At 63.2% G+C, this 18,261-nt stretch carries 19 protein-coding genes; 12 read left to right on the top strand and 7 right to left on the bottom strand.

Going from position 1 to position 18,261, the window contains the following annotated elements; all coding sequences use genetic code 11:
- Positions 1-18: 18 nt before the first annotated feature.
- On the top strand, positions 19-633 hold the full coding sequence (locus WLQ66_RS08345; protein WP_340545868.1) for a response regulator: 615 nt from the start codon (positions 19-21) through the stop codon (positions 631-633).
- 560 nt (positions 634-1,193) lie between these two features.
- On the opposite strand, the gene WLQ66_RS08350 is transcribed toward WLQ66_RS08345, so the two are convergent.
- The 3 genes from WLQ66_RS08350 to WLQ66_RS08360 are packed head-to-tail and all read right to left on the bottom strand — an operon-like array spanning position 1,194 to position 3,813.
- Complete coding sequence (locus WLQ66_RS08350) at positions 1,194-1,373, bottom strand: hypothetical protein (protein WP_340545869.1); 180 nt, start codon at positions 1,371-1,373, stop codon at positions 1,194-1,196.
- Positions 1,370-2,374 (bottom strand): cytochrome d ubiquinol oxidase subunit II, encoded by a 1,005-nt coding sequence (cydB, locus tag WLQ66_RS08355; protein ID WP_340545870.1) that lies wholly within the window; start codon positions 2,372-2,374, stop codon positions 1,370-1,372. Before cydB ends, WLQ66_RS08350 begins: the two co-directional genes overlap by 4 nt.
- Before the next feature lie 14 nt (positions 2,375-2,388).
- Positions 2,389-3,813, bottom strand: a complete 1,425-nt coding sequence (locus WLQ66_RS08360) for a cytochrome ubiquinol oxidase subunit I (RefSeq protein ID WP_340545871.1) — start codon at positions 3,811-3,813, stop codon at positions 2,389-2,391.
- Between the two features lie 315 nt (positions 3,814-4,128).
- Between WLQ66_RS08360 and WLQ66_RS08365 the strand changes: the two genes are divergently transcribed.
- The 3 genes from WLQ66_RS08365 to WLQ66_RS08375 all read left to right on the top strand — a co-directional run bounded on the left by WLQ66_RS08365 (position 4,129) and on the right by WLQ66_RS08375 (position 7,079).
- Positions 4,129-4,797 (top strand): Crp/Fnr family transcriptional regulator, encoded by a 669-nt coding sequence (locus WLQ66_RS08365; RefSeq protein ID WP_340545872.1) that lies wholly within the window; start codon positions 4,129-4,131, stop codon positions 4,795-4,797.
- 168 nt (positions 4,798-4,965) lie between these two features.
- Positions 4,966-5,178 carry a YgaP family membrane protein gene (locus tag WLQ66_RS08370; protein ID WP_340545873.1) on the top strand — a complete coding sequence of 71 codons (213 nt, stop codon included), beginning with the start codon at positions 4,966-4,968 and terminating at the stop codon, positions 5,176-5,178.
- 143 nt (positions 5,179-5,321) lie between these two features.
- A complete protein-coding gene (locus tag WLQ66_RS08375) occupies positions 5,322-7,079 on the top strand; it encodes a SulP family inorganic anion transporter (protein WP_340545874.1) in 1,758 nt (585 codons plus the stop codon).
- A gap of 110 nt (positions 7,080-7,189) precedes the next feature.
- Here WLQ66_RS08375 and WLQ66_RS08380 read toward each other — a convergent pair whose 3' ends face one another.
- Entirely contained in the window at positions 7,190-8,548 is a 1,359-nt protein-coding gene (locus tag WLQ66_RS08380) for an alginate biosynthesis protein (protein WP_340545875.1), read from the bottom strand.
- A 251-nt stretch (positions 8,549-8,799) separates the two neighbouring features.
- Between WLQ66_RS08380 and WLQ66_RS08385 the strand changes: the two genes are divergently transcribed.
- From WLQ66_RS08385 to WLQ66_RS08395, 3 genes are all read left to right on the top strand, one after another.
- Positions 8,800-9,129, top strand: coding sequence for a TfoX/Sxy family protein (locus WLQ66_RS08385; protein WP_340546326.1), 330 nt, complete (start codon positions 8,800-8,802; stop codon positions 9,127-9,129).
- Positions 9,130-9,198: 69 nt separating this feature from the next.
- The gene (locus WLQ66_RS08390; RefSeq protein ID WP_014874958.1) at positions 9,199-9,369 is read left to right on the top strand and encodes a YqaE/Pmp3 family membrane protein; all 171 of its coding nucleotides are present in this window, start codon (positions 9,199-9,201) and stop codon (positions 9,367-9,369) included.
- Positions 9,362-9,868 carry a DUF4112 domain-containing protein gene (locus tag WLQ66_RS08395; protein ID WP_340545876.1) on the top strand — a complete coding sequence of 169 codons (507 nt, stop codon included), beginning with the start codon at positions 9,362-9,364 and terminating at the stop codon, positions 9,866-9,868. The genes WLQ66_RS08390 and WLQ66_RS08395 overlap by 8 nt, the downstream gene beginning before the upstream one ends.
- A 116-nt stretch (positions 9,869-9,984) precedes the next feature.
- Here the strand turns inward: WLQ66_RS08395 and ndk are convergent, their stop codons facing one another.
- Entirely contained in the window at positions 9,985-10,407 is a 423-nt protein-coding gene (ndk, locus tag WLQ66_RS08400) for a nucleoside-diphosphate kinase (protein WP_340545877.1), read from the bottom strand.
- Between the two features lie 256 nt (positions 10,408-10,663).
- Between ndk and WLQ66_RS08405 the strand changes: the two genes are divergently transcribed.
- The 3 genes from WLQ66_RS08405 to WLQ66_RS08415 all read left to right on the top strand — a co-directional run bounded on the left by WLQ66_RS08405 (position 10,664) and on the right by WLQ66_RS08415 (position 13,788).
- Positions 10,664-12,517: an ABC-F family ATP-binding cassette domain-containing protein gene (locus WLQ66_RS08405; RefSeq protein WP_340545878.1), complete on the top strand. Its 1,854-nt coding sequence runs from the start codon at positions 10,664-10,666 to the stop codon at positions 12,515-12,517.
- Positions 12,514-13,137: a MarC family protein gene (locus tag WLQ66_RS08410; RefSeq protein ID WP_340545879.1), complete on the top strand. Its 624-nt coding sequence runs from the start codon at positions 12,514-12,516 to the stop codon at positions 13,135-13,137. The genes WLQ66_RS08405 and WLQ66_RS08410 overlap by 4 nt, the downstream gene beginning before the upstream one ends.
- Before the next feature lie 69 nt (positions 13,138-13,206).
- Entirely contained in the window at positions 13,207-13,788 is a 582-nt protein-coding gene (locus tag WLQ66_RS08415) for a retropepsin-like aspartic protease family protein (protein WP_340545880.1), read from the top strand.
- Positions 13,789-13,821: 33 nt separating this feature from the next.
- Here the strand turns inward: WLQ66_RS08415 and WLQ66_RS08420 are convergent, their stop codons facing one another.
- Together WLQ66_RS08420 and WLQ66_RS08425 are read right to left on the bottom strand one after the other, a co-directional pair.
- Positions 13,822-14,286 (bottom strand): DNA polymerase III subunit chi, encoded by a 465-nt coding sequence (locus tag WLQ66_RS08420; RefSeq protein ID WP_340545881.1) that lies wholly within the window; start codon positions 14,284-14,286, stop codon positions 13,822-13,824.
- A 20-nt stretch (positions 14,287-14,306) separates the two neighbouring features.
- Entirely contained in the window at positions 14,307-15,782 is a 1,476-nt protein-coding gene (locus WLQ66_RS08425; protein WP_340545882.1) for a leucyl aminopeptidase, read from the bottom strand.
- A gap of 226 nt (positions 15,783-16,008) precedes the next feature.
- Between WLQ66_RS08425 and lptF the strand changes: the two genes are divergently transcribed.
- A complete protein-coding gene (gene lptF / locus WLQ66_RS08430) occupies positions 16,009-17,160 on the top strand; it encodes an LPS export ABC transporter permease LptF (RefSeq protein ID WP_340545883.1) in 1,152 nt (383 codons plus the stop codon).
- Complete coding sequence (gene lptG, locus WLQ66_RS08435) at positions 17,157-18,260, top strand: LPS export ABC transporter permease LptG (protein WP_340545884.1); 1,104 nt, start codon at positions 17,157-17,159, stop codon at positions 18,258-18,260. Before lptF ends, lptG begins: the two co-directional genes overlap by 4 nt.
- Position 18,261: the final 1 nt, after the last annotated feature.

Here is an 18,261-nt window from a genome sequence, read left to right on the forward strand (position 1 = left end):
TACTTTGCAGGAGCTTACATGCGTATTCTATTGGCGGACGACCACGACATGGTGCGTGAAACCATTTCCGCTTATCTGACATCAGAAGGCGGCGCGGCAGTAACCTCGACCGTCGATCTGCCCGGCGCGCTGAGCGAGATCGAAGAGAACGGCCCCTATGATCTGGTCCTGCTGGATTACAATATGCCAGGAATGCAGGGGCTGGATGGTTTGGGAACGGCGCTGAAGGCCAATGGCGGCAAGGGGGTTGCGATCATCTCCGGCAGCGCGCCGACCCGGACTGCTCAGGAGGCTCTGGATGCCGGGGCGATTGGCTTCATTCCCAAAACCATGGGCGCCCAATCGCTGCTGAACGCGGTCCGCTTCATGAGTGCCGGCGAAATCTATGTGCCCGTTGAATTGATGCGCAAGGAGGCCGAGGCCCCTGCCCATCCGCTTGCCGAAAAACTCAGCCCGCGCGAGATCGAGGTTCTGGACGGGCTGTGCCGCGGCCTGTCGAACAAGGAAATCGCCCGCGAGCTTGAGTTGCAGGAGGTGACGATCAAGCTGCATGTGCGCACGCTGTGCCGCAAGCTGGAGGCCAAGAACCGCACCCAGGCCGCTCTCACCGCGAAGGAAGCAGGCCTGTTCTAAGGGCTGCGTTGACGGGCAGCTCTCGGCGCCACAAATGACTGCGCCTTTATGTGGGCATGATCGCTGGATCCATCTTGAAGGGGCTGCGATGGGTGGGGCCTGTGGTTGGTGAAACGTATTCTGTGAAAACTGTTGGCTCTGCCCAGCGAGGTCGGCCTGTCGTGAGACGCCGCAGGCGTGCAGAGCTGTGTCTGGGTCCGCGTCTATGTCGGAGCTGGATCGGTGTCCGGCTATGGATCGGTGTCCAGGTCGGGACCAGTCTCCGGGTCAGGACCAGTCTCCGGGTCTGAGCCGTAGGTCTGTGTCGCAGGGCTGTTGATCCCGAAACCGATGCGACGAATCGTGTCCGCCCGATCTGCCAGGAGGTGGAAAGCCGCCTTCGGCAGCTGCCACTTGTTGCGGCGCTCATCCTGCGAGTAGGCGCCTGCGACGGCCCCGGTACAGCTGCGATCTCAGCCGGTGGCCACCTATGCGGTGGTCGATTACATGACGTGGCCGACCACTTGACGTGACCTGGCTGCATCGCGGCTGGCCTTTGCACTCAGAAAACCGGCGCGCGCCTAAGGTGTGATGGCCCAGCGGATCAGCGCCGCGACACAGGCCAGCACCCCGACGCTGGCACACCAGATAACCGCAAACCACAGCAGCCGCCCCAGCGGGTGATGCCTGACCTTTGCTTCGGGACTGGCGCTGCCGCGGGGTGTGGTTGCCCGCTCAGGAGGCTGTTCGGAGGTGCTCAATGATAGCCCTCCTCCGGGTTGATCTTGCCGCGAAATACCCAATAGGCATAGGCGGTATAGGCCAGGATCAGAGGCACCAGCACCACCGCGCCGACCAGCGTGAACATCAGGCTTTCATCCGGGGCGGCGGCTTCGGCGATGGTCAGGCCCGGCGGCACGATGAACGGGTAGAAGCTGATGCCAATGCCGATGAAACCCAGCACAAAGAGCCCAAGTGCTGCCAGAAACGGCTGGGCGTCGCGCGCGCCCTTCAGCCCCTGAAACAGCGCGTAGCTGCACGCCACAACCAGCCCCGGTACCAACAGGCTGAACAGGCTGCCCGGCAGGTTGAACCAGCGGCGGAAATACTCCGGGTCCTGAAACGGGGTGAGCAGGCTGACCAGCGCAATTGCCGCCAATGTGACGACGCCGAGCCAGCGCGCGTAGCCGCGCATCTGATGCTGTAGATCACCCTCGGTCTTCATGTAGAGCCAGGTCGCACCAAGCAGCGCATAGCCGGTCAGCACTGCCAGGCCGGTGATCAGCGAAAACGGGGTCAGCCAGTCCCACCAGCCGCCTGCGTAGGCGCGGCCCTCGATCTCGATCCCCTGTACCAGCGCGCCCAGCGCGATGCCCTGCATGATCGCCGCCACAACAGAGCCGCCAAAGAACGCGACGTCCCAGACGCCACGCCAGCGGGTGGTGCGCCAGCGGTATTCAAAGGCGACACCGCGAAACACCAGCGCCAGCAACATCAGGGTGATCGGCATGTAGAGCGCCGGCATGATCACCGCATAGGCCAGCGGGAACACCGCAAACAGCCCGCCGCCGCCCAGCACCAGCCAGGTTTCATTGCCATCCCAGACCGGGGCGATGGAGTTCATCATGGTGGCCCGATCGCGTTCGGAACCGGCGAAGGGGAACAGGATCCCGACGCCAAGGTCAAACCCATCGAGCACAACATAGGTCAGCACCGCAAAGGCAATGATTCCGGCCCAGATAAAGGAGAGTTCAAACAGCATAGCGAGGACCTCTGTCAGTTGCCTTGTGGGGTGGGTTCATCGGTGACATCGGGATCGACCTGCTGCGCCGGGGTGATCCCTGCGGCCCGGATCGGCCCGTCGCGCAGCCCCAGGTTCCGGGTGGCAGGCACCTTGTTCATCATCCGCAGGATGTAGAAAGTTCCGGCGCCGAAGATGAAGAAATAGACCACGATGAAGGCCGTGAGTGAGGCGGCGACTGCCGGCGCTGCCACCGGTGCCAGACTGTCGGACGTGCGCAGCAGCCCGTAGACGGTGAAGGGCTGCCGCCCGACCTCTGTGGTGATCCAGCCGGCCAGAACCGCAACAAAGCCCATCGGTGCCATCAGGATCGAGGCCCGCTGGAGCCCGCGGTTTTCATAGAGCTGCCCGCGCAGACGCCCCCAGAGCGACCAGAGCGCAAGGCCGAGCATGGCAAAGCCAAGGCCGACCATGACCCGGAAGCTCCAGAAGACGATGGCCACCGGCGGCTCATCTTCATCGGGGATCGTATCGAGCCCTGCCAGCGGTGCGTTCAGGTCATGTTTCAGGATCAGGCTGGAGAGTTTGGGGATTTCAATGGCATAGTCGATTGTCTTGGTCTCGGCATTGGGCAGACCAAAGAGGATGAGCGGGGCGCCGTCGGGATGGCTGTCAAAATGGCCTTCCATGGCCATCACCTTGGCGGGCTGGTGTTCCAATGTGTTCAGCCCGTGCATATCGCCGGCCACGATCTGCATCGGCGCCACCAGAACCAGCATCCACATCGCCATGGAGAACATCCGCCGCGCCGCCACATCGGTCTTGTCGCGCAACAGGTGCAGACTGCCAACACCGCCCACCACCAGTGCCGTGGTCAGGAAGGCCGCCAGCACCATATGCACCAGACGATAGGGGAAGGACGGGTTGAAGACGATCTGCCACCAGTCCTGCGGTACGAATTGGCCCACCTCGTTGATGGCATAGCCCGCCGGCGTCTGCATCCAGCTGTTCACGCTCAGGATCCAAGTGGCCGACATCAGCGTGCCAAAGGCCACCATGGCGGTTGCAAACATATGCAGCCCATCGCCGACGCGGGCACGACCAAACAGCATGATCCCTAGAAACCCGGCCTCCAGGAAAAACGCCGAGAGCACCTCATAGGCCATCAGTGGCCCGAGCACCGGGCCGGTCTTGTCCGAGAACACCGACCAGTTGGTGCCAAACTGGTAAGACATCACGATGCCCGAGACGACCCCCATGCCAAAGGCAACGGCGAAGATCTTTTTCCAGTATTCGAACAGCGTGTAATAGGTGTCGTCCCGGGTCCGCAGCCACAGCGCGTTCAGCACCGCGAGGTAGCTGGCAAGCCCGATGGAAAACGCCGGGAAGATGATGTGAAACGAGACGGTGAACGCAAATTGCATGCGTGCCAGTGTCTCGGCTGTCAGCCCATCGAACATATCTGGTCACTTTCCTAGAAATTGCGCCGCCCGCCTCGGTCTGGCCTGCCGGACAGTGGCGGAGCGAGCGATCCATTGGCACAGAAGTTAGTACGCGGTGGAGAAGTTGCAGGTGGCAGAAAGCCGCAGCGCGGCGACAGGTCTCAGTTATTCCAAGCCTATTCCGCTATGCTAGGCCTCGCGCAGCGACGCGGCAAGCGCGGGTTCAGGACCATCAGGGGCGGATTTACCTGCCGGTTTCCCCGCCCCCGCCAAACCGGACCTGCGGAGCGCGGGCGGCGGCACATTGGCGCAGGCAGAAACGGAGATGCAGATATGACCGAGGCACAGACCCCCTGGATAGAGCGCTTTCCCGGCTTGGCCCGACTGGATGACAAGACCAAGGCGCATATTCTTGCGCAGTCGTCTCAGTTGAGCCTGCCCCGCGGCACGGTGATCTTTGGCCCCGGCAAATCCCCGGAAAACATGCTGTTCCTGCTGGATGGCACCGTACGGGTGCAGCAGGTTTCCGAGACGGGCCGCGAGATCCTGCTGTATCGGATCAACGCGGGCGAAAGCTGCGTGCTGACCACCGCCTGCCTGCTGGCCTATGAGGACTATGCAGCAGAGGGTATTGCCGAAACCGCAGTAACCGCAGCCATCCTGCCCCGTGCAGTGTTTGACGCGCTGGTCGCCGCCTCTGCGGATTTTCGCAGCTTTGTGTTTTCGGCCTTCTCCAAACGGATTACCGATCTGTTTCTGGTGATCGACGAGGTCGCGTTTCAGCGCGTCGATGTGCGACTGGCACAGGCGCTGCTGGATCTGGCCGCGGCTGGCGATCACCTCGCCGTGACCCATCAACAGCTGGCGGTCGATCTGGGCACCGCGCGCGAGGTGGTCTCGCGGCAGATCCAGGAGTTCCAGCGTCGCGGCTGGGTGCAACTGGCACGCGGCCGTGTCGATATCCTCGACCGCGAGGCATTGCAGCGGCTGATCCGGCGCTGACCCGGCACTGATCCATGGGCGCGTCAGCGTCGCGCCCCGGTGGGGCGTCCCTTCAGAACCCAAGGCTGGCGGCTGGCTGCGGGTGGCGCGCAGCAAGGGTGACTTAGTCACAGACATCTGCGCAGAACCGGCGTTTTCTGGTGGGAGACATCGCAAAGGAGTGACCAGATGACCAGAAACATAGGTACGCTTGACCGGGCCATTCGGCTGATGCTCGGTGTTGGGTTGATCGCCGCCCCCTTTCTCAGTGATTATGCCATCTTTGCCGCAGGCTGGGCGAAACTGCTGTCGGTGGCGCTTGGCAGTGTCATGCTGCTGGTGGCGCTGACGCGCAGCTGCCCGATCTACACGATCCTTGGCCTGCGCAGCTGTCGGCGCTGACCGGTTGCGGCGCGCGGCGCTGTCGCGTCTTGCGCGCCCTTGACCCGACGTGATGATCACTGTTCAACATCACGCCAAGCGCCCTGAGCGCCAAACGCTACCGAACCGCCCCCCGGTCCGGTGTCACGCGAAGAAAGACCTGAATGCCTCCTCTGCTGATCCGCTATGTGCCGCTGCTGACCTGGGGGCGGGCGTATAGCCGCCTGAACCTCACCAATGATCTGATCGCTGCGGTGATCGTAACGATCATGCTGATCCCGCAATCGCTGGCCTATGCGCTGCTGGCCGGATTGCCGCCCGAGGCCGGGCTATATGCCTCTATCGTGCCGATCCTGCTTTATGCGGTGTTTGGCACCAGCCGGGCGCTGGCCGTCGGACCTGTGGCGGTGGTCTCGCTGATGACGGCCGCCAGCCTGAGCGAGATCGCAGCGCAGGGCAGCATCGGCTACGGGGTTGCAGCACTGTCGCTGGCGGCGCTATCCGGCGCGATCCTGTTGGCGATGGGGCTGCTGCGGCTTGGGTTTCTGGCCAATTTCCTGTCACATCCGGTGATTGCCGGTTTTATCACCGCCTCCGGCGTGTTGATCGCCACCAGCCAGATCAAACATGTGCTGGGGGTGAATGCCGACGGGCACACGCTGCCCGAACTGCTCCTGTCGCTGGCACAGAACCTGCCTGAGCTGAACTGGCCGACGGTACTGATCGGGGTTGGGACGACGGGGTTTCTGGTCTGGGTCCGACATGGGCTGAATCCCGCCCTGCGTGCGCTTGGGGTCGGCGCACCGCTGGCCGGGTTCCTGACCAAGGCCGGACCGGTCGCCGCCGTGATTGCCACGACGCTTGCGGTCTGGGGGCTGGATCTGGCGGAGCGCGGGGTCAGAATTGTCGGGGCCGTCCCACAGGCGCTGCCGCCCTTCACCCTGCCGGATCTGTCGTATGAGCTGCTGGGGCAGCTCATATTGCCGGCGGTGCTGATCTCGGTCATTGGATTTGTCGAATCCATCTCGGTGGCGCAGACCCTGGCGGCGAAACGGCGCCAGCGTATTGACCCGGATCAGGAGCTGATCGGCCTTGGCAGCGCCAATCTCGGCGCGGCCTTTACCGGCGGTTTCCCGGTGACGGGGGGGTTTTCCCGCTCCGTCGTGAATTTTGATGCCGGCGCCGAAACCCCGGCTGCGGGGGCGTTTACCGCCATCGGGCTGGCCATTGCCGCCGTGGCGCTGACGCCGCTGATCTACTTCCTGCCAAAAGCGACCCTGGCGGCGACCATCATCACGGCGGTTCTTGGATTGGTCGATTTCTCCATCCTGCGGCGGAGCTGGGCCTATTCAAAGGCGGATTTTGCCGCAGTGCTGGCCACCATCGCGCTGACCCTGCTGCTGGGGGTCGAGGCCGGGGTCACCGCCGGGGTGCTGCTGTCGATCCTGCTGCATCTTTACAAATCCTCGCGCCCGCATATTGCCGAGGTCGGGCGGGTGCCGGGCACCGAGCATTTCCGCAATGTCCTGCGTCACGAGGTGGAAACCCACCCCAGCCTGCTGACGCTGCGGGTGGATGAGAGCCTGTTTTTCGCCAATGCGCGATTTCTGGAGGACTGCATTCACCGGCGGGTCGCCGATGATCCGCAGATCGACCATGTGGTGCTGCAATGCTCAGCGATCAATGACATTGACCTGAGCGCGCTGGACTCGCTGGAGGAGATCATGCACCGGCTGTCGGAGATGGGGGTCACCCTGCATCTGTCGGAGGTTAAAGGACCGGTGATGGACCGGTTGCGGCGCGGCGATTTTCTCACGCATCTGAGCGGTCAGGTCTTCCTCAGTCAGCACGACGCGGTAGAAGCCCTATGCCCGAAAGATGCGGCGATGCGAATCTCAGCCCCCGGGCTGCACGGCGGATAATCTGGTGCCGGACACAGACAGCGGGCCGCTGACTGTCGCGGCCTGCTGTTCGGCGGTTGGCTATGCGCGGATTGCGACCGGCGAGAGGTTTTCGCGCCGCTCTGATCGGGTCAGGCAACCACCTGGACAAACTTGCGCTTCGACATCTTGGCACTGCGCGCCGGGGCCACTTCGACCAAGCGCAGCGGACGGATACCGATATTGTCGATTCGCTGGATTTCGCCACCGCTGGTGAGGCTCTGATCACGCCAGACCATCCGCACCCGCTCATCCGAGGTCACCATCGCGGAGCCTTCGACCACCCGCCAGTAGGTGCCAAGGGTCGCAACAGACAGCGGCAGGCTCTGCCCCGGCAAGACGGTCAGATGTTTGACAATGTGATGAGCGCCGGTGTCGAGGGTCTCGCTGCGGCCCCAGCTTTCGGTTTCGATTTCGCTGCTGTTGCGGGAGGCGCCCTCGCTCAGCTGATCGGCGTACCAGCTGGCCAGGCTCGCAGCGTCGCTGACACCGGTTGCGGTCTGGGTCAACTCGGCGGGGCCCTGCGCGCCATCCTTGCGGCTGTGCGGCATGGTCTTGCACCAGGTCGCCTCGCCCGAGACGCTGCCGGCCAACCAGGCCTCCCACTCGGCGTCGCTGGCAACTTCCGGTTCCACCTGCCAGGCCGACATCTCGTCCCAGCCTGCATCCATTTCGACCACGGACAAGCGCGCGGCATGGCACAGGATCGCGCTTTCGAAGGTGCTGCTGCGGGCCCGACGGTAGCTGTCGGCATCAAGCGCGAGGATCCCGTCGACCTTCATACCGCGGGTGGCGGCGGCCTTTGCGGGCATCAGAATGCGGGCGGCGTATTTCTTGTAGGCGGCCATCAAAGTGTCGAGCCGCGCCAGATAGATACCAGTGCTCCAGAGTTTGGCGGCAGGCTGATCACGCCAGCCATCAAAGGCCGGGTTGCGCTGATCGAGGAAGCTGCTGACCGGGGTGGCGCCTTCTGCGTTGAGGCTGCGTGCACATTCGATATAGCCGTGGCTGCGGCAGGCGCGATCGGTCTGTACGCCGAGCATCACGATATCGCCGTTCTGGGCCGACTGCATCCCCTGAGCCAGAGCATCCTGAAGCTGATCCGCATCGTCAAAATCCTGATCCGCAGGCAGGATCAGCACCAGGCTGTCGGCAGCCGCCTTCAGGCTGTGCAGCGCTGCAATTGTGCCGGCAGCGGTTTTGGTGGCGCCCGGCTCCAGCAGCAGCTGGCCCGCGACCTTCATCGCCTCCATCTGGGTGGCCGCCACCTCGGCAAAAGCGCCGCAGGTGAGCACGGTCGGGGCGTGAAACTCGGCAGTGGCAACGGCCGACAGCAGGGTCTGGAAGCGGCTTTGGACGCCGGCAGCATCCTCAAAATGCATCGGCACCATGTCGGCGCCATTGGTGACATCGGCGTCTGTGGCTCCGGCGAGAACGATGGGATAGATCATGCTGCATTCCTTTCGGCGTATCGTGGCGTGTCTGGCTTGAACCAGGGATGACGTGTTGATCTCACACTAGGGAAGTCGGTGCTTGCGATCTTCTATCCAGTGGGCGTTTTGAAGCGCGAAAAAGGATAGCACCCGCACAACCTTAGCGTTGGGCCTTGGCACAATTCATCATAGAAATGTTTCAAATTTCCTTAAAATACGGTCGTGACAGGCAGAGATGCCTTGAGTATGTTCCCGATATGTCCGCATCTATCTCCACCCCTGTGTCGTCGATCCGCAATCTCGGCCCCGCCTTTGAAGAGGCCTGTCGCAAGGCAGGGATCACCTCGGCCGAGGCGCTGCGCGCCCTGGGGGCCGATGCCGCCTACACCCGCCTGCTGGAGGCTGGCAACAGACCGCATTTCATCGGCTATTATGTTCTGGTGATGGCGCTTCAGGGGCGGCCCTGGAACGACTGCAAGGGGGCGGAGAAGGCGGCGCTGCGCAAGCGGTTCGATGCGCTGAAGGCGGGCAGTTTCGATGCCAATCGCTCGGCTCTGGAGCGGGCGCTGGACGAGATCGGCGTGATCGAACGGCGCTGAATCCGGGAACATTTGCCGAATGATGCGCGTTGTCCTCGCAACAGCAACCGCACATCCGGGAGAATTCTCATGGATCTTATCCGCATCATCGCCGCCGTCATCCTGCCCCCGCTGGGCGTCTTTCTACAGGTCGGTCTGGGCAAGCATTTCTGGCTGAACATCCTGCTGACCCTGCTTGGCTATATTCCGGGTATCGTCCATGCCGTCTGGGTCATCGCGCGGGAGCCGCAGCATGCCTAACCTGCAGATCCCGCAGGAAGACCGCCTGCAATCGCTTGAGCGGCTGGCCCATGGGATGGACCGCGCGTTTCGCCTGCCGGTGATCGGCACGCGGATCGGCTGGGACAGTATCCTGGGGCTGGTCCCCGGCGTCGGCGACGCGCTGGCGCTGGCGCCTGCGGGGTATATCGTGCTCTCGGGCTATCGCATGGGGGCCTCATCCGGGACGCTGGCGCGGATGGTCGGCAACATCGGCATCGACGCGCTGATCGGCACCGTGCCCCTGATCGGTGACATTTTCGACATCGGCTGGAAGGCCAACCTGCGCAATGTTGCCCTGCTGAGGCGGCATCTCGAAAAAAAGACGATGGCGGGCGAGCCTCTGGCCAAACGGCTGGCCCGCAGAGGGTTCGACCATATCAACGCCCCAACCCGCAGAACACTGAAGGCCGCCCGTGATCTGCCGCGTCGGCTGCACGCGGGCCGCGCGCGCCCGGCCGCAGAGCCGCGCCACGGCTGATTGCTGCCGCTTACTGGCATCATGACCATGCGATACCCGTGACCGCAAGAAAAAGGCCGCGCCGGATGATCCGGGGCGGCCTTTTCCAATTTTAGTCAGGCTGAAACAGCGGTGGCTTAGCCGACCAGCTCCAGACCGGAGAAGAAATAGGCGATTTCAACCGCTGCGGTTTCCGGTGCGTCGGACCCGTGAACGGAGTTTTCGCCGACGGATTCGGCGAATTCGGCGCGGATGGTGCCGGGAGCCGCGTCTGCGGGGTTGGTCGCGCCCATGATTTCGCGGTTTTTCGCGATGGCGTTTTCACCTTCCAGAACCTGCACAACAACCGGCTCGGAGGACATGAATTCGCAGAGTTCGTCGTAGAAGGGACGCTCAGCGTGGACAGCGTAGAACACGCCGGCCTGCTCTTTGGTCATGTGGATGCGCTTCTGCGCGACGATGCGCAGACCTGCGTCTTCGAATTTCGCGTTGATCTTGCCGGTCAGGTTGCGACGGGTTGCATCGGGTTTGATGATCGAAAAGGTACGTTCCAGAGCCATTTGGCATACTCCTGCAATTTGGGTCGCGGGATGGACCTCCCGGGACCGGAAACTTCGCGCGCCGCCTAGCATGGCTTGCGCGCCATGGGAAGGGGGTTGTTGCACTGCCGCTGCCCCGTGCGGGCCATCGGCGGGCCAAAGTAGCAGGCCAGAGTCGCGACATATATGCCCGTTCGGACGCATCGCGGCACGCTTTGGCCCATTGGACGCCCTGAGGCCAATTGACAGCACCGGGTCACTGGGTCACACCGCTGCCATGTTACGTATCAGCGATATCTCCTATGCGGTCGAAGGCCGTCTATTGTTCGATGGCGCCAGCGCCACGATCCCCACGGGCCACAAGGTCGGATTGGTGGGCCGCAACGGCACCGGCAAGACCACCCTGTTCCGCCTCATCCGCAATGAGCTCTCGCTGGAATCCGGCAGCATCTCGCTGCCCAGCCGGTCGCGCATTGGCGGTGTCGCGCAGGAGGCTCCAGCCTCGGGTGTGTCGCTGATCGATACGGTGCTGGCCGCCGATACCGAGCGCGCCGAGCTGCTGGCGGAGGCCGAGACCGCACAGGATCCGGGCCGAATTGCCGAAATCCAGACCCGCCTTGCCGATATCGACGCCTGGTCCGCCGAAGCGCGCGCCGCCTCGATCCTGAAGGGGCTGGGGTTTGACTATGAGGCGCAGCAGCGCCCCTGTTCGGATTTCTCCGGTGGCTGGCGGATGCGGGTCGCGCTGGCGGCGGTGCTGTTTTCGCAGCCCGATCTGCTGCTGCTCGATGAGCCGACCAACTATCTGGACCTGGAAGGCGCGCTGTGGCTGGAGGCCTATCTGGTCAAGTATCCGCACACCGTGATCATCATCAGCCACGACCGCGAGCTGCTGAACCGCTCAGTGAATGGCATCCTGCATCTCGAAGATCTCGGGCTGACGTTTTATTCCGGCAACTATGATCAGTTTGCCCGCCAGCGCGCTGCCAACCGCGCCAATCAGGCGGCACAGGCCAAGAAGCAGGACGCCCGCCGGGCGCATTTGCAGGCCTTTGTCGATCGGTTCAAGGCCAAGGCAAGCAAGGCCAAACAGGCGCAGAGCCGCGTCAAGATGCTGGAGAAGATGGAGACCATCCGCGCGCCCGAAGACGCCGCGCGCACAGTCTTCACCTTTCCCGAACCCGAAGAACTGTCGCCGCCGATCATCGCCACCGAGGGCGCATCGGTGGGCTATGACGGCACCACGATCCTGAGCCGGCTGGACCTGCGGATTGATCAGGACGACCGCATTGCGCTTCTGGGCAAAAACGGTGAGGGCAAATCCACCCTCTCCAAGATGCTGTCGGGCCGGCTGGATGTAATGACGGGCAAGATGACCCAGTCCAGCAAGCTGCGGATCGGCTTCTTTGCCCAGCATCAGGTCGATGAGCTGCATATTGACGAAACCCCGTTGCAGCATCTGCAACGCGAACGCCCCAATGAGGGCCAGGCCCGTCTGCGCGCAAGGCTGGCAGGCTTTGGTCTCGGGTCGGATCAGGCGGATACCGAGGTCGGGCGCCTCTCTGGTGGGCAAAAGGCGCGTCTGTCGCTGCTGCTGGCCACCCTGCCCGCGCCGCATCTGCTGATCCTCGACGAGCCGACCAACCACCTGGATATCGAAAGCCGCGAGGCGCTGGTGGAGGCGCTGACCGCCTATTCCGGCGCGGTCATTCTGGTCAGCCACGATATGCACCTGCTCAGCCTTGTTGCCGACCGGCTGTGGCTGGTCTCCGGCGGCACGGTGAAACCCTATGAGGGCGATCTGCCCTCCTACCGCGATCTGCTGCTCACACGGGACAAACCGGCGGGCAAATCCAAGGCCAAGGCGGAAAAGCCCAAACGCCCGTCGCGCGATGCGCTACAGGCGCTGCGCGCCGAGGTGCGCAAAGGCGAGGCACGGCTGGAGAAGGTCAGCGAAATGCGCGACAAACTGGCCAAGAAACTGGCCGATCCTGCCCTCTATGACGAAGATCGCAAGGATGAGGCGCTGGTCTGGCAGCGCAAATACGCCGAGGTGATGGAGGCGCAGGACCGGGCAGAGGATCTGTGGCTGAAGGCGGTTGAAAAACTGGAAAAGGCAGAAGCGCTATGATCGATACCGCCTTTCTGATCACCTCCTTTGTGACGCTGTTCGTGATTGTCGATCCGATTGGATTGACGCCGATCTTTCTGGCGCTGACCCAGGGCATGACGCCAGCGCAGCGGCGGGCGATTGCCCTGCGCTCCACCATCACCGCTGCGGTGCTGCTGGCGGTGTTTGCGGCCTTTGGCGAGGCGGTGCTGGGGTTTGCCGGGATTTCCATGGCCGCCTTTCGCATCGCCGGCGGCGTTCTGCTGTTCCTGACCGCGCTCGACATGTTGTTTGAACGTCGCAACAAGCGGCGCGAGGACCGCAGCGAGGAAGATGACTTTGACGATCCCTCGGTCTTTCCACTGGCGATCCCGCTGATTGCCGGGCCGGGCTCAATTGCCACGGTGATCCTGCTGACCGGTCAGCAGCCGGGGTTTGCCGGATTTGCCATGGTGATGGCGGTGGTCTTTGCAGTGCTGAGCATCCTGTTGCTGATGTGCCTGTTCTCCGGCCTGTTTGAACGGCTGCTGGGCAAGACCGGCATTACTGTTGTGACACGGCTGCTGGGGATGCTGCTGGCCGCGCTCTCGGTGCAATTCGTGCTGGACGGGTTGCAGGCCTTTGGATTTGCCGGGGGCTGAGCCTCTCGAAACTTTCCGGGTGCCTCCCCATATTGAGGGGAGAGATCGGCGCAAGGCAGGAGAAACAGGTTGGACGGCATCGAAACTCCACGATTGATCTATCTGGTGTTGCTGCTGGTCGCGGTTGGCTCCTGGGTGTTTGTGCAGAACCGGCAGGGGCTGGGCAAAACCGTGCAGCAGCTGGCGATCTGGGCGTTCATCTTTCTTGGCGTGATAGCCGGTTACGGCCTGTGGGAGGACATCCGCAGCACGGTGCAGCCGCAGCAGGTGGTGATGCGCGACGAGGGGCGCGTGGATGTGCCGCGTGCGCGCGACGGGCATTATTATCTGACCGTCGATGTCAACGAGGTGCCGGTGCGCTTCCTGGTCGATACCGGCGCCAGCGCCGTGGTGCTGAATGCAAAGGATGCGCGGCGGGTTGGCATTGATCCCGAAAGCCTTGCCTATCTGGGACGGGCGCGCACCGCCAATGGCGAGGTGCGCACTGCGCTGGCCACGGTCAAGAGCATGTCGCTGGGCGGCATCACCGACCGCGACATCACGCTTTCGGTGAACGAGGGGCAGATGGATCAGTCGCTCCTGGGGATGGATTACCTGCAACGCTGGTCCAGCATCGAGATCCGCAACGGATCGCTGATCCTGACGCGCTGAGGCCAGCGCCGCCCCCCTTTCGCGGGTTGATACCTAGGCGGTTTTCTCGGCCTTTTTCTCCCAGCGCCCGCTCTCTTCGGACCAATATTGCGCTGAGCATCCCGCATCGGTGAGGGATTTCCACTGCACCCTTGCTCGGGCCACCGCGTCCGGGTTGGTGCCGTCAAACAGAATGCAGACCCGCTCCAGCGCGGCAACCTCCTCCGCCGTGACCTCGGCGCCATCCACCGCCATCAGGCAGCTGGTACCGGGCACCGGCGTCGTCTCATGGCTGAGCAGAACGGGCTGAAGCGCATCATGGGGGCCGCCGAGAATACCATGCGGAAGAAACTGCTCCTCCGGTCCAAGCCACAGCCGTTCGTCCAGCTGCGTGATCCGCTGCCGGTCCACCCCGCGCACGACAATGCGCCACCCGGCGCCAAGCGCCTTGTCGAGGAGGACCGGCAGCGTCTCTTCAAGCGAACGCCGGGTCAGATGGTAGAAATAGGCCGCCCCCATGGTCTGTATCTCTGCCTGTCTCAGTCCGTCTCGAACATATTCTGCACCAGCCGGTTCAACGCCATGACGCCCCAGCCGGTCGCGCCTTTGGGGGCGTAGTCGGTGTCTGTCTTGACCGAGGCGACGCCTGCGATATCCAGATGGACCCAGGGGGTGTCTTCCTTGACGAAACGTTGCAGGAACTGCGCGGCGGTGATCGACCCGGCCGGGCGGCCACCGATGTTCTTCATGTCGGCAATGCGCGATTTCAGCATGTCGTCATAGGCCTTGCCCAGAGGCATCCGCCAGGCGCCCTCGCCCTCGGCTTCGGCGGCTTTCAGGAAGCGGTTGCAGAAGGTGTCGTCATTGGAGAAGACCCCCGCGTTTTCATGGCCAAGGCCGATAATAATGGCGCCAGTCAGGGTGGCGAGGTCGATCATGCCCACCGGTTTGAAGCGCTCCTGCGCGTACCACATCACGTCGCAGAGAACCAAGCGCCCCTCGGCGTCGGTATTGATCACCTCGACGGTGTCACCCTTCATGGATCTGATGACATCGCCCGGGCGGGTCGCATTGCCAGACGGCATGTTCTCGACCAGCCCGACAAGACCGACCACATTGGCTTTCGCCTTGCGCAGGGCCAGCGCCCGCATGGTGCCCGCAACAACGCCGGCACCGCCCATATCCATGGTCATGTCTTCCATGCCCGCGCCCGGTTTCAGCGAGATGCCGCCAGTGTCAAACACCACGCCCTTGCCCACCAGCGCCAGCGGTGCGGCATCGGTTTCGCCGCCGTTCCACTGCATCACCACCACTTTCGACGGGCTGTCGGACCCCTGCCCCACGCAGAGCAGCGTCCGCATGCCCAGCTCTTCCAGCTGGTCCTCGTCGAGCACCTCAACCTTCAGTCCGAGGCTTTCCATCTCCGCCAGCCGATTGGCAAATTCGGTAGTGGTCAGCACATTGGCCGGCTCATTGACCAGATCGCGGGTCATGTGGACACCTTCGGCCACGGCTGCCAGCGGGCCATAGGCGGCCTCGACATCGGCGGGGGATTTATGGGCGATCACCACCTCAGCGTCGGAGGGGGCCTTGTCGCCGGTCTTGTGATCGTCAAAGCGATAGTCGCGCAGAGCCATCCCCAGCGCCAGATCCGCAGCGCGTGGCATGGAGCCTGCCATCACCGTCACCGATTTTCCATCGCTGCGCGCGGCCAGCTTGGCGCCGGCCTTGCGCGCCTCGATCGCGCTGATCTTGCGCGGGGTGACCAGAATATCCAGCGCCTCGGCTTTCATGCCAGCGGGCCAGGCCAGCGAAACCACATCGCCCGCCTTGGTCTTCTCAAAACCCTTTGCTTCAACCAGACGTGCCAGCGCCCCTTTGGTCAACCGGTTTGCCGTGCGCGCTGCCTGCCCCAATGTCCCCTCCGGGGTGATCTGAACCACCACACGGCCCTCAATCTCGGAGAGGGTCTTGGGATCAAATTCGACAAAACGTGTAGGGGTCAGCGGACGCATGTGCGGGGCTCCTGTCAGGGTCAATTCCTCAATCCCCAACAGGTAGCCTGCCTGTGCGACAATGACTAGGGCCAGATATGGTTTGACCGCCGTCGAAGGATGCGCCGAACGGGCTAGCGGGCGGCCACCGGCCGACTGTCGCGCGTCCGCAGAATGCAGTTTTCCCCGGCCAACAAATCCTCTAAGGTCTCCTCAAAACAAGGGCAGTAGGATCTGGGGGGATCGCGTGTCACGATACGACAGATATGTGCTGTCCCAATACCTGCTGTTTTTTGGGTTCTTTGCCTTGATTCTGGTGGCCGTATTCTGGATCAACCGCGCGGTGGTGCTGTTTGACCGGCTGATCGGCGACGGGCAGTCGGCCTTGGTTTTCCTGGAATTCACCGCCCTTGCCCTGCCGAATCTGGTGCGTATGGTGCTGCCGGTTGCGGCCTTTGCCGCATCGGTCTGGGTGACCAACCGGCTCAACAGCGAAAGCGAACTGACGGTTCTGCGGGCCACCGGCACCAGCCCCTGGCAGATGGCGAAACCGGCGCTGGCCTTTGGCCTGATCACCGCGCTGATGATGTCGATCCTGACCCATGTTCTGCTGCCTGCCTCCATCGCGACGCTGGAGCAGCGCGAATCCGAGGTCGCCCGCAATGTGACGGCCAAGCTGTTGAGCGAGGGTGATTTCCTGCATCCGGCGCGCGGCGTCACCTTTTACATTGGTCGGATTGACCCCGATGGGACGCTCAATGACGTGTTCCTGTCCGATCGCCGCAGCCCGGCAGAAAGCGTCACCTATACCGGCGGCAAGGCCTATCTGGTGCGCGACGACGACAGGACCCATCTGGTGATGGTTGATGGCATGTCACAGCGTATCGACGCTGAGACCCAGCGCCTGTCTTCCACCATTTTTTCCGATTTTTCCTATGATATCAGTAGCCTTGCCAACAAAGCTGAAGAAAAGACCCGCAATATCCGCGCCATCCCCAGCCTTGAGTTGCTGCGCCAGATGCCGAAGCTGATCGCCGATGGCCCCTATAGTGCCGGCGCGCTGGCCGAAGAGCTGCACCTGCGGTTTGCCCGTGCCCTGGTCTGTGTCGCTGTGGTGCTGATCGGCTTTGCCTCCCTGATGCTGGGCGGTTTCTCGCGATTTGGAGTCTGGCGGCAGGCGCTTCTTGCCTTTGTGCTACTGATCTTTGTCGAGGGGCTGCGCGGCGTGGTCTCCGAGCCGGTGCTGCGCAACGCCGATTTCTGGCCGCTGATCTACCTGCCGACGCTGATCGGGCTGCTGGTCGGGCTGGCGTTTCTGCAATTGGCGGCCAAGCCGCTGGGACCGCTGCTGGCGCGGCGGCGCCATAGCCGCCAAACCCGCAGGGAGCGCGCCACATGACCCTGGATCTGTATTACGCGCGCCGCTTTTTGCAATGGTTTGCAGTGATTTGCGGCGTCCTGTTAACGCTTGTGATGTTGATCGACCTGAATGAGCAGATCCGCCGGTTTGAGGCGCAGGACCTGTCGCTGGGCCAGCTGTTTGGCCTGACGCTGCTCAATACCCCTGCGGCGCTGAGTGAATTTCTGCCGTTGATCATGATCCTCACCACCATCGTGCTGTTCATCGGGCTGGCGCGCAGCAGCGAGCTGGTGGTGACCCGCGCCATTGGCCGTTCGGGCATCCGCGCGCTGGCGGCTCCGGTGCTGCTGGCGGCGCTGATCGGGGTACTGGCTGTCAGCACGTTGAACCCGATCGTGGCGGCGACCTCCAACCGCTACCGCGATCTGGCGGAGACCTACCGCAACGGCGGCCCGGCGGCGCTGTCGCTTACCGGTGAGGGCCTGTGGCTGCGGCAGGGCGGCGCGCTGGGGCAATCGGTCATCCACGCCACCGGCTACAGCGGCGATACCGGCGATATCACGCTCCATGATGTGACGATCCTTTCTTACGGCCCCGAAGGCCGCCCGATCCGCCAGACGCTTGCGGAACAGGCGACGCTGGATGGCGGCGACTGGGTGCTGACCAAGGCCAAGGTCTGGCCGCTCATCGTGGGTGTGAACCCCGAGACCAACGCCGAGCGGCACCCGACACTGCGCCTCTCGACCACGCTGACATCGGAGCGGATTCGCGACACGCTGGGCACTGCGACCGGGATCTCCGTCTACGATCTGCCCGCCACGATCCGCGAGCTGTCCGAGGCCGGGTTCTCCACCAAGCGCTATGAGGTCTGGTTGCAGGTGGAACTGGCGCGACCGCTGTTCCTGATCGCCATGGCGCTGGTTGGCGCCGCCTTTACCATGCGCCATACGCGGTTTGGCGGCACCGGTCTGGCGGTTCTGACAGCGGTGCTGCTGGGGTTCGGGCTTTATTTCCTGCGCAATTTCGCCCAGATCCTGGGGGAAAACGGCCAGATCCCCGTGGCGCTGGCCGGCTGGGCACCGCCGGTGGCGGCGATCCTGCTGACGATGGGGTTACTCTTACATGCCGAGGACGGATAAC

The organism is Phaeobacter sp. A36a-5a, from assembly GCF_037911135.1.
In the GTDB taxonomy this organism is placed as follows: domain Bacteria; phylum Pseudomonadota; class Alphaproteobacteria; order Rhodobacterales; family Rhodobacteraceae; genus Phaeobacter; species Phaeobacter bryozoorum.

Coding starts and splice junctions, on each gene's coding strand:
- WLQ66_RS08395 (WP_340545876.1), top strand. CDS start 9,362: ATGCCTAACCTGCAGATCCCGCAGGAAGACCGCCTGCAATCGCTTGAG.
- WLQ66_RS08380 (WP_340545875.1), bottom strand. CDS start 8,548: ATGATCTATCCCATCGTTCTCGCCGGAGCCACAGACGCCGATGTCACC.
- WLQ66_RS08360 (WP_340545871.1), bottom strand. CDS start 3,813: ATGTTCGATGGGCTGACAGCCGAGACACTGGCACGCATGCAATTTGCG.
- WLQ66_RS08390 (WP_014874958.1), top strand. CDS start 9,199: ATGGATCTTATCCGCATCATCGCCGCCGTCATCCTGCCCCCGCTGGGC.
- WLQ66_RS08410 (WP_340545879.1), top strand. CDS start 12,514: ATGATCGATACCGCCTTTCTGATCACCTCCTTTGTGACGCTGTTCGTG.
- WLQ66_RS08345 (WP_340545868.1), top strand. CDS start 19: ATGCGTATTCTATTGGCGGACGACCACGACATGGTGCGTGAAACCATT.
- WLQ66_RS08405 (WP_340545878.1), top strand. CDS start 10,664: ATGTTACGTATCAGCGATATCTCCTATGCGGTCGAAGGCCGTCTATTG.
- WLQ66_RS08420 (WP_340545881.1), bottom strand. CDS start 14,286: ATGGGGGCGGCCTATTTCTACCATCTGACCCGGCGTTCGCTTGAAGAG.
- WLQ66_RS08365 (WP_340545872.1), top strand. CDS start 4,129: ATGACCGAGGCACAGACCCCCTGGATAGAGCGCTTTCCCGGCTTGGCC.
- cydB (WP_340545870.1), bottom strand. CDS start 2,374: ATGCTGTTTGAACTCTCCTTTATCTGGGCCGGAATCATTGCCTTTGCG.
- lptG (WP_340545884.1), top strand. CDS start 17,157: ATGACCCTGGATCTGTATTACGCGCGCCGCTTTTTGCAATGGTTTGCA.
- WLQ66_RS08425 (WP_340545882.1), bottom strand. CDS start 15,782: ATGCGTCCGCTGACCCCTACACGTTTTGTCGAATTTGATCCCAAGACC.
- WLQ66_RS08370 (WP_340545873.1), top strand. CDS start 4,966: ATGACCAGAAACATAGGTACGCTTGACCGGGCCATTCGGCTGATGCTC.
- ndk (WP_340545877.1), bottom strand. CDS start 10,407: ATGGCTCTGGAACGTACCTTTTCGATCATCAAACCCGATGCAACCCGT.
- WLQ66_RS08375 (WP_340545874.1), top strand. CDS start 5,322: ATGCCTCCTCTGCTGATCCGCTATGTGCCGCTGCTGACCTGGGGGCGG.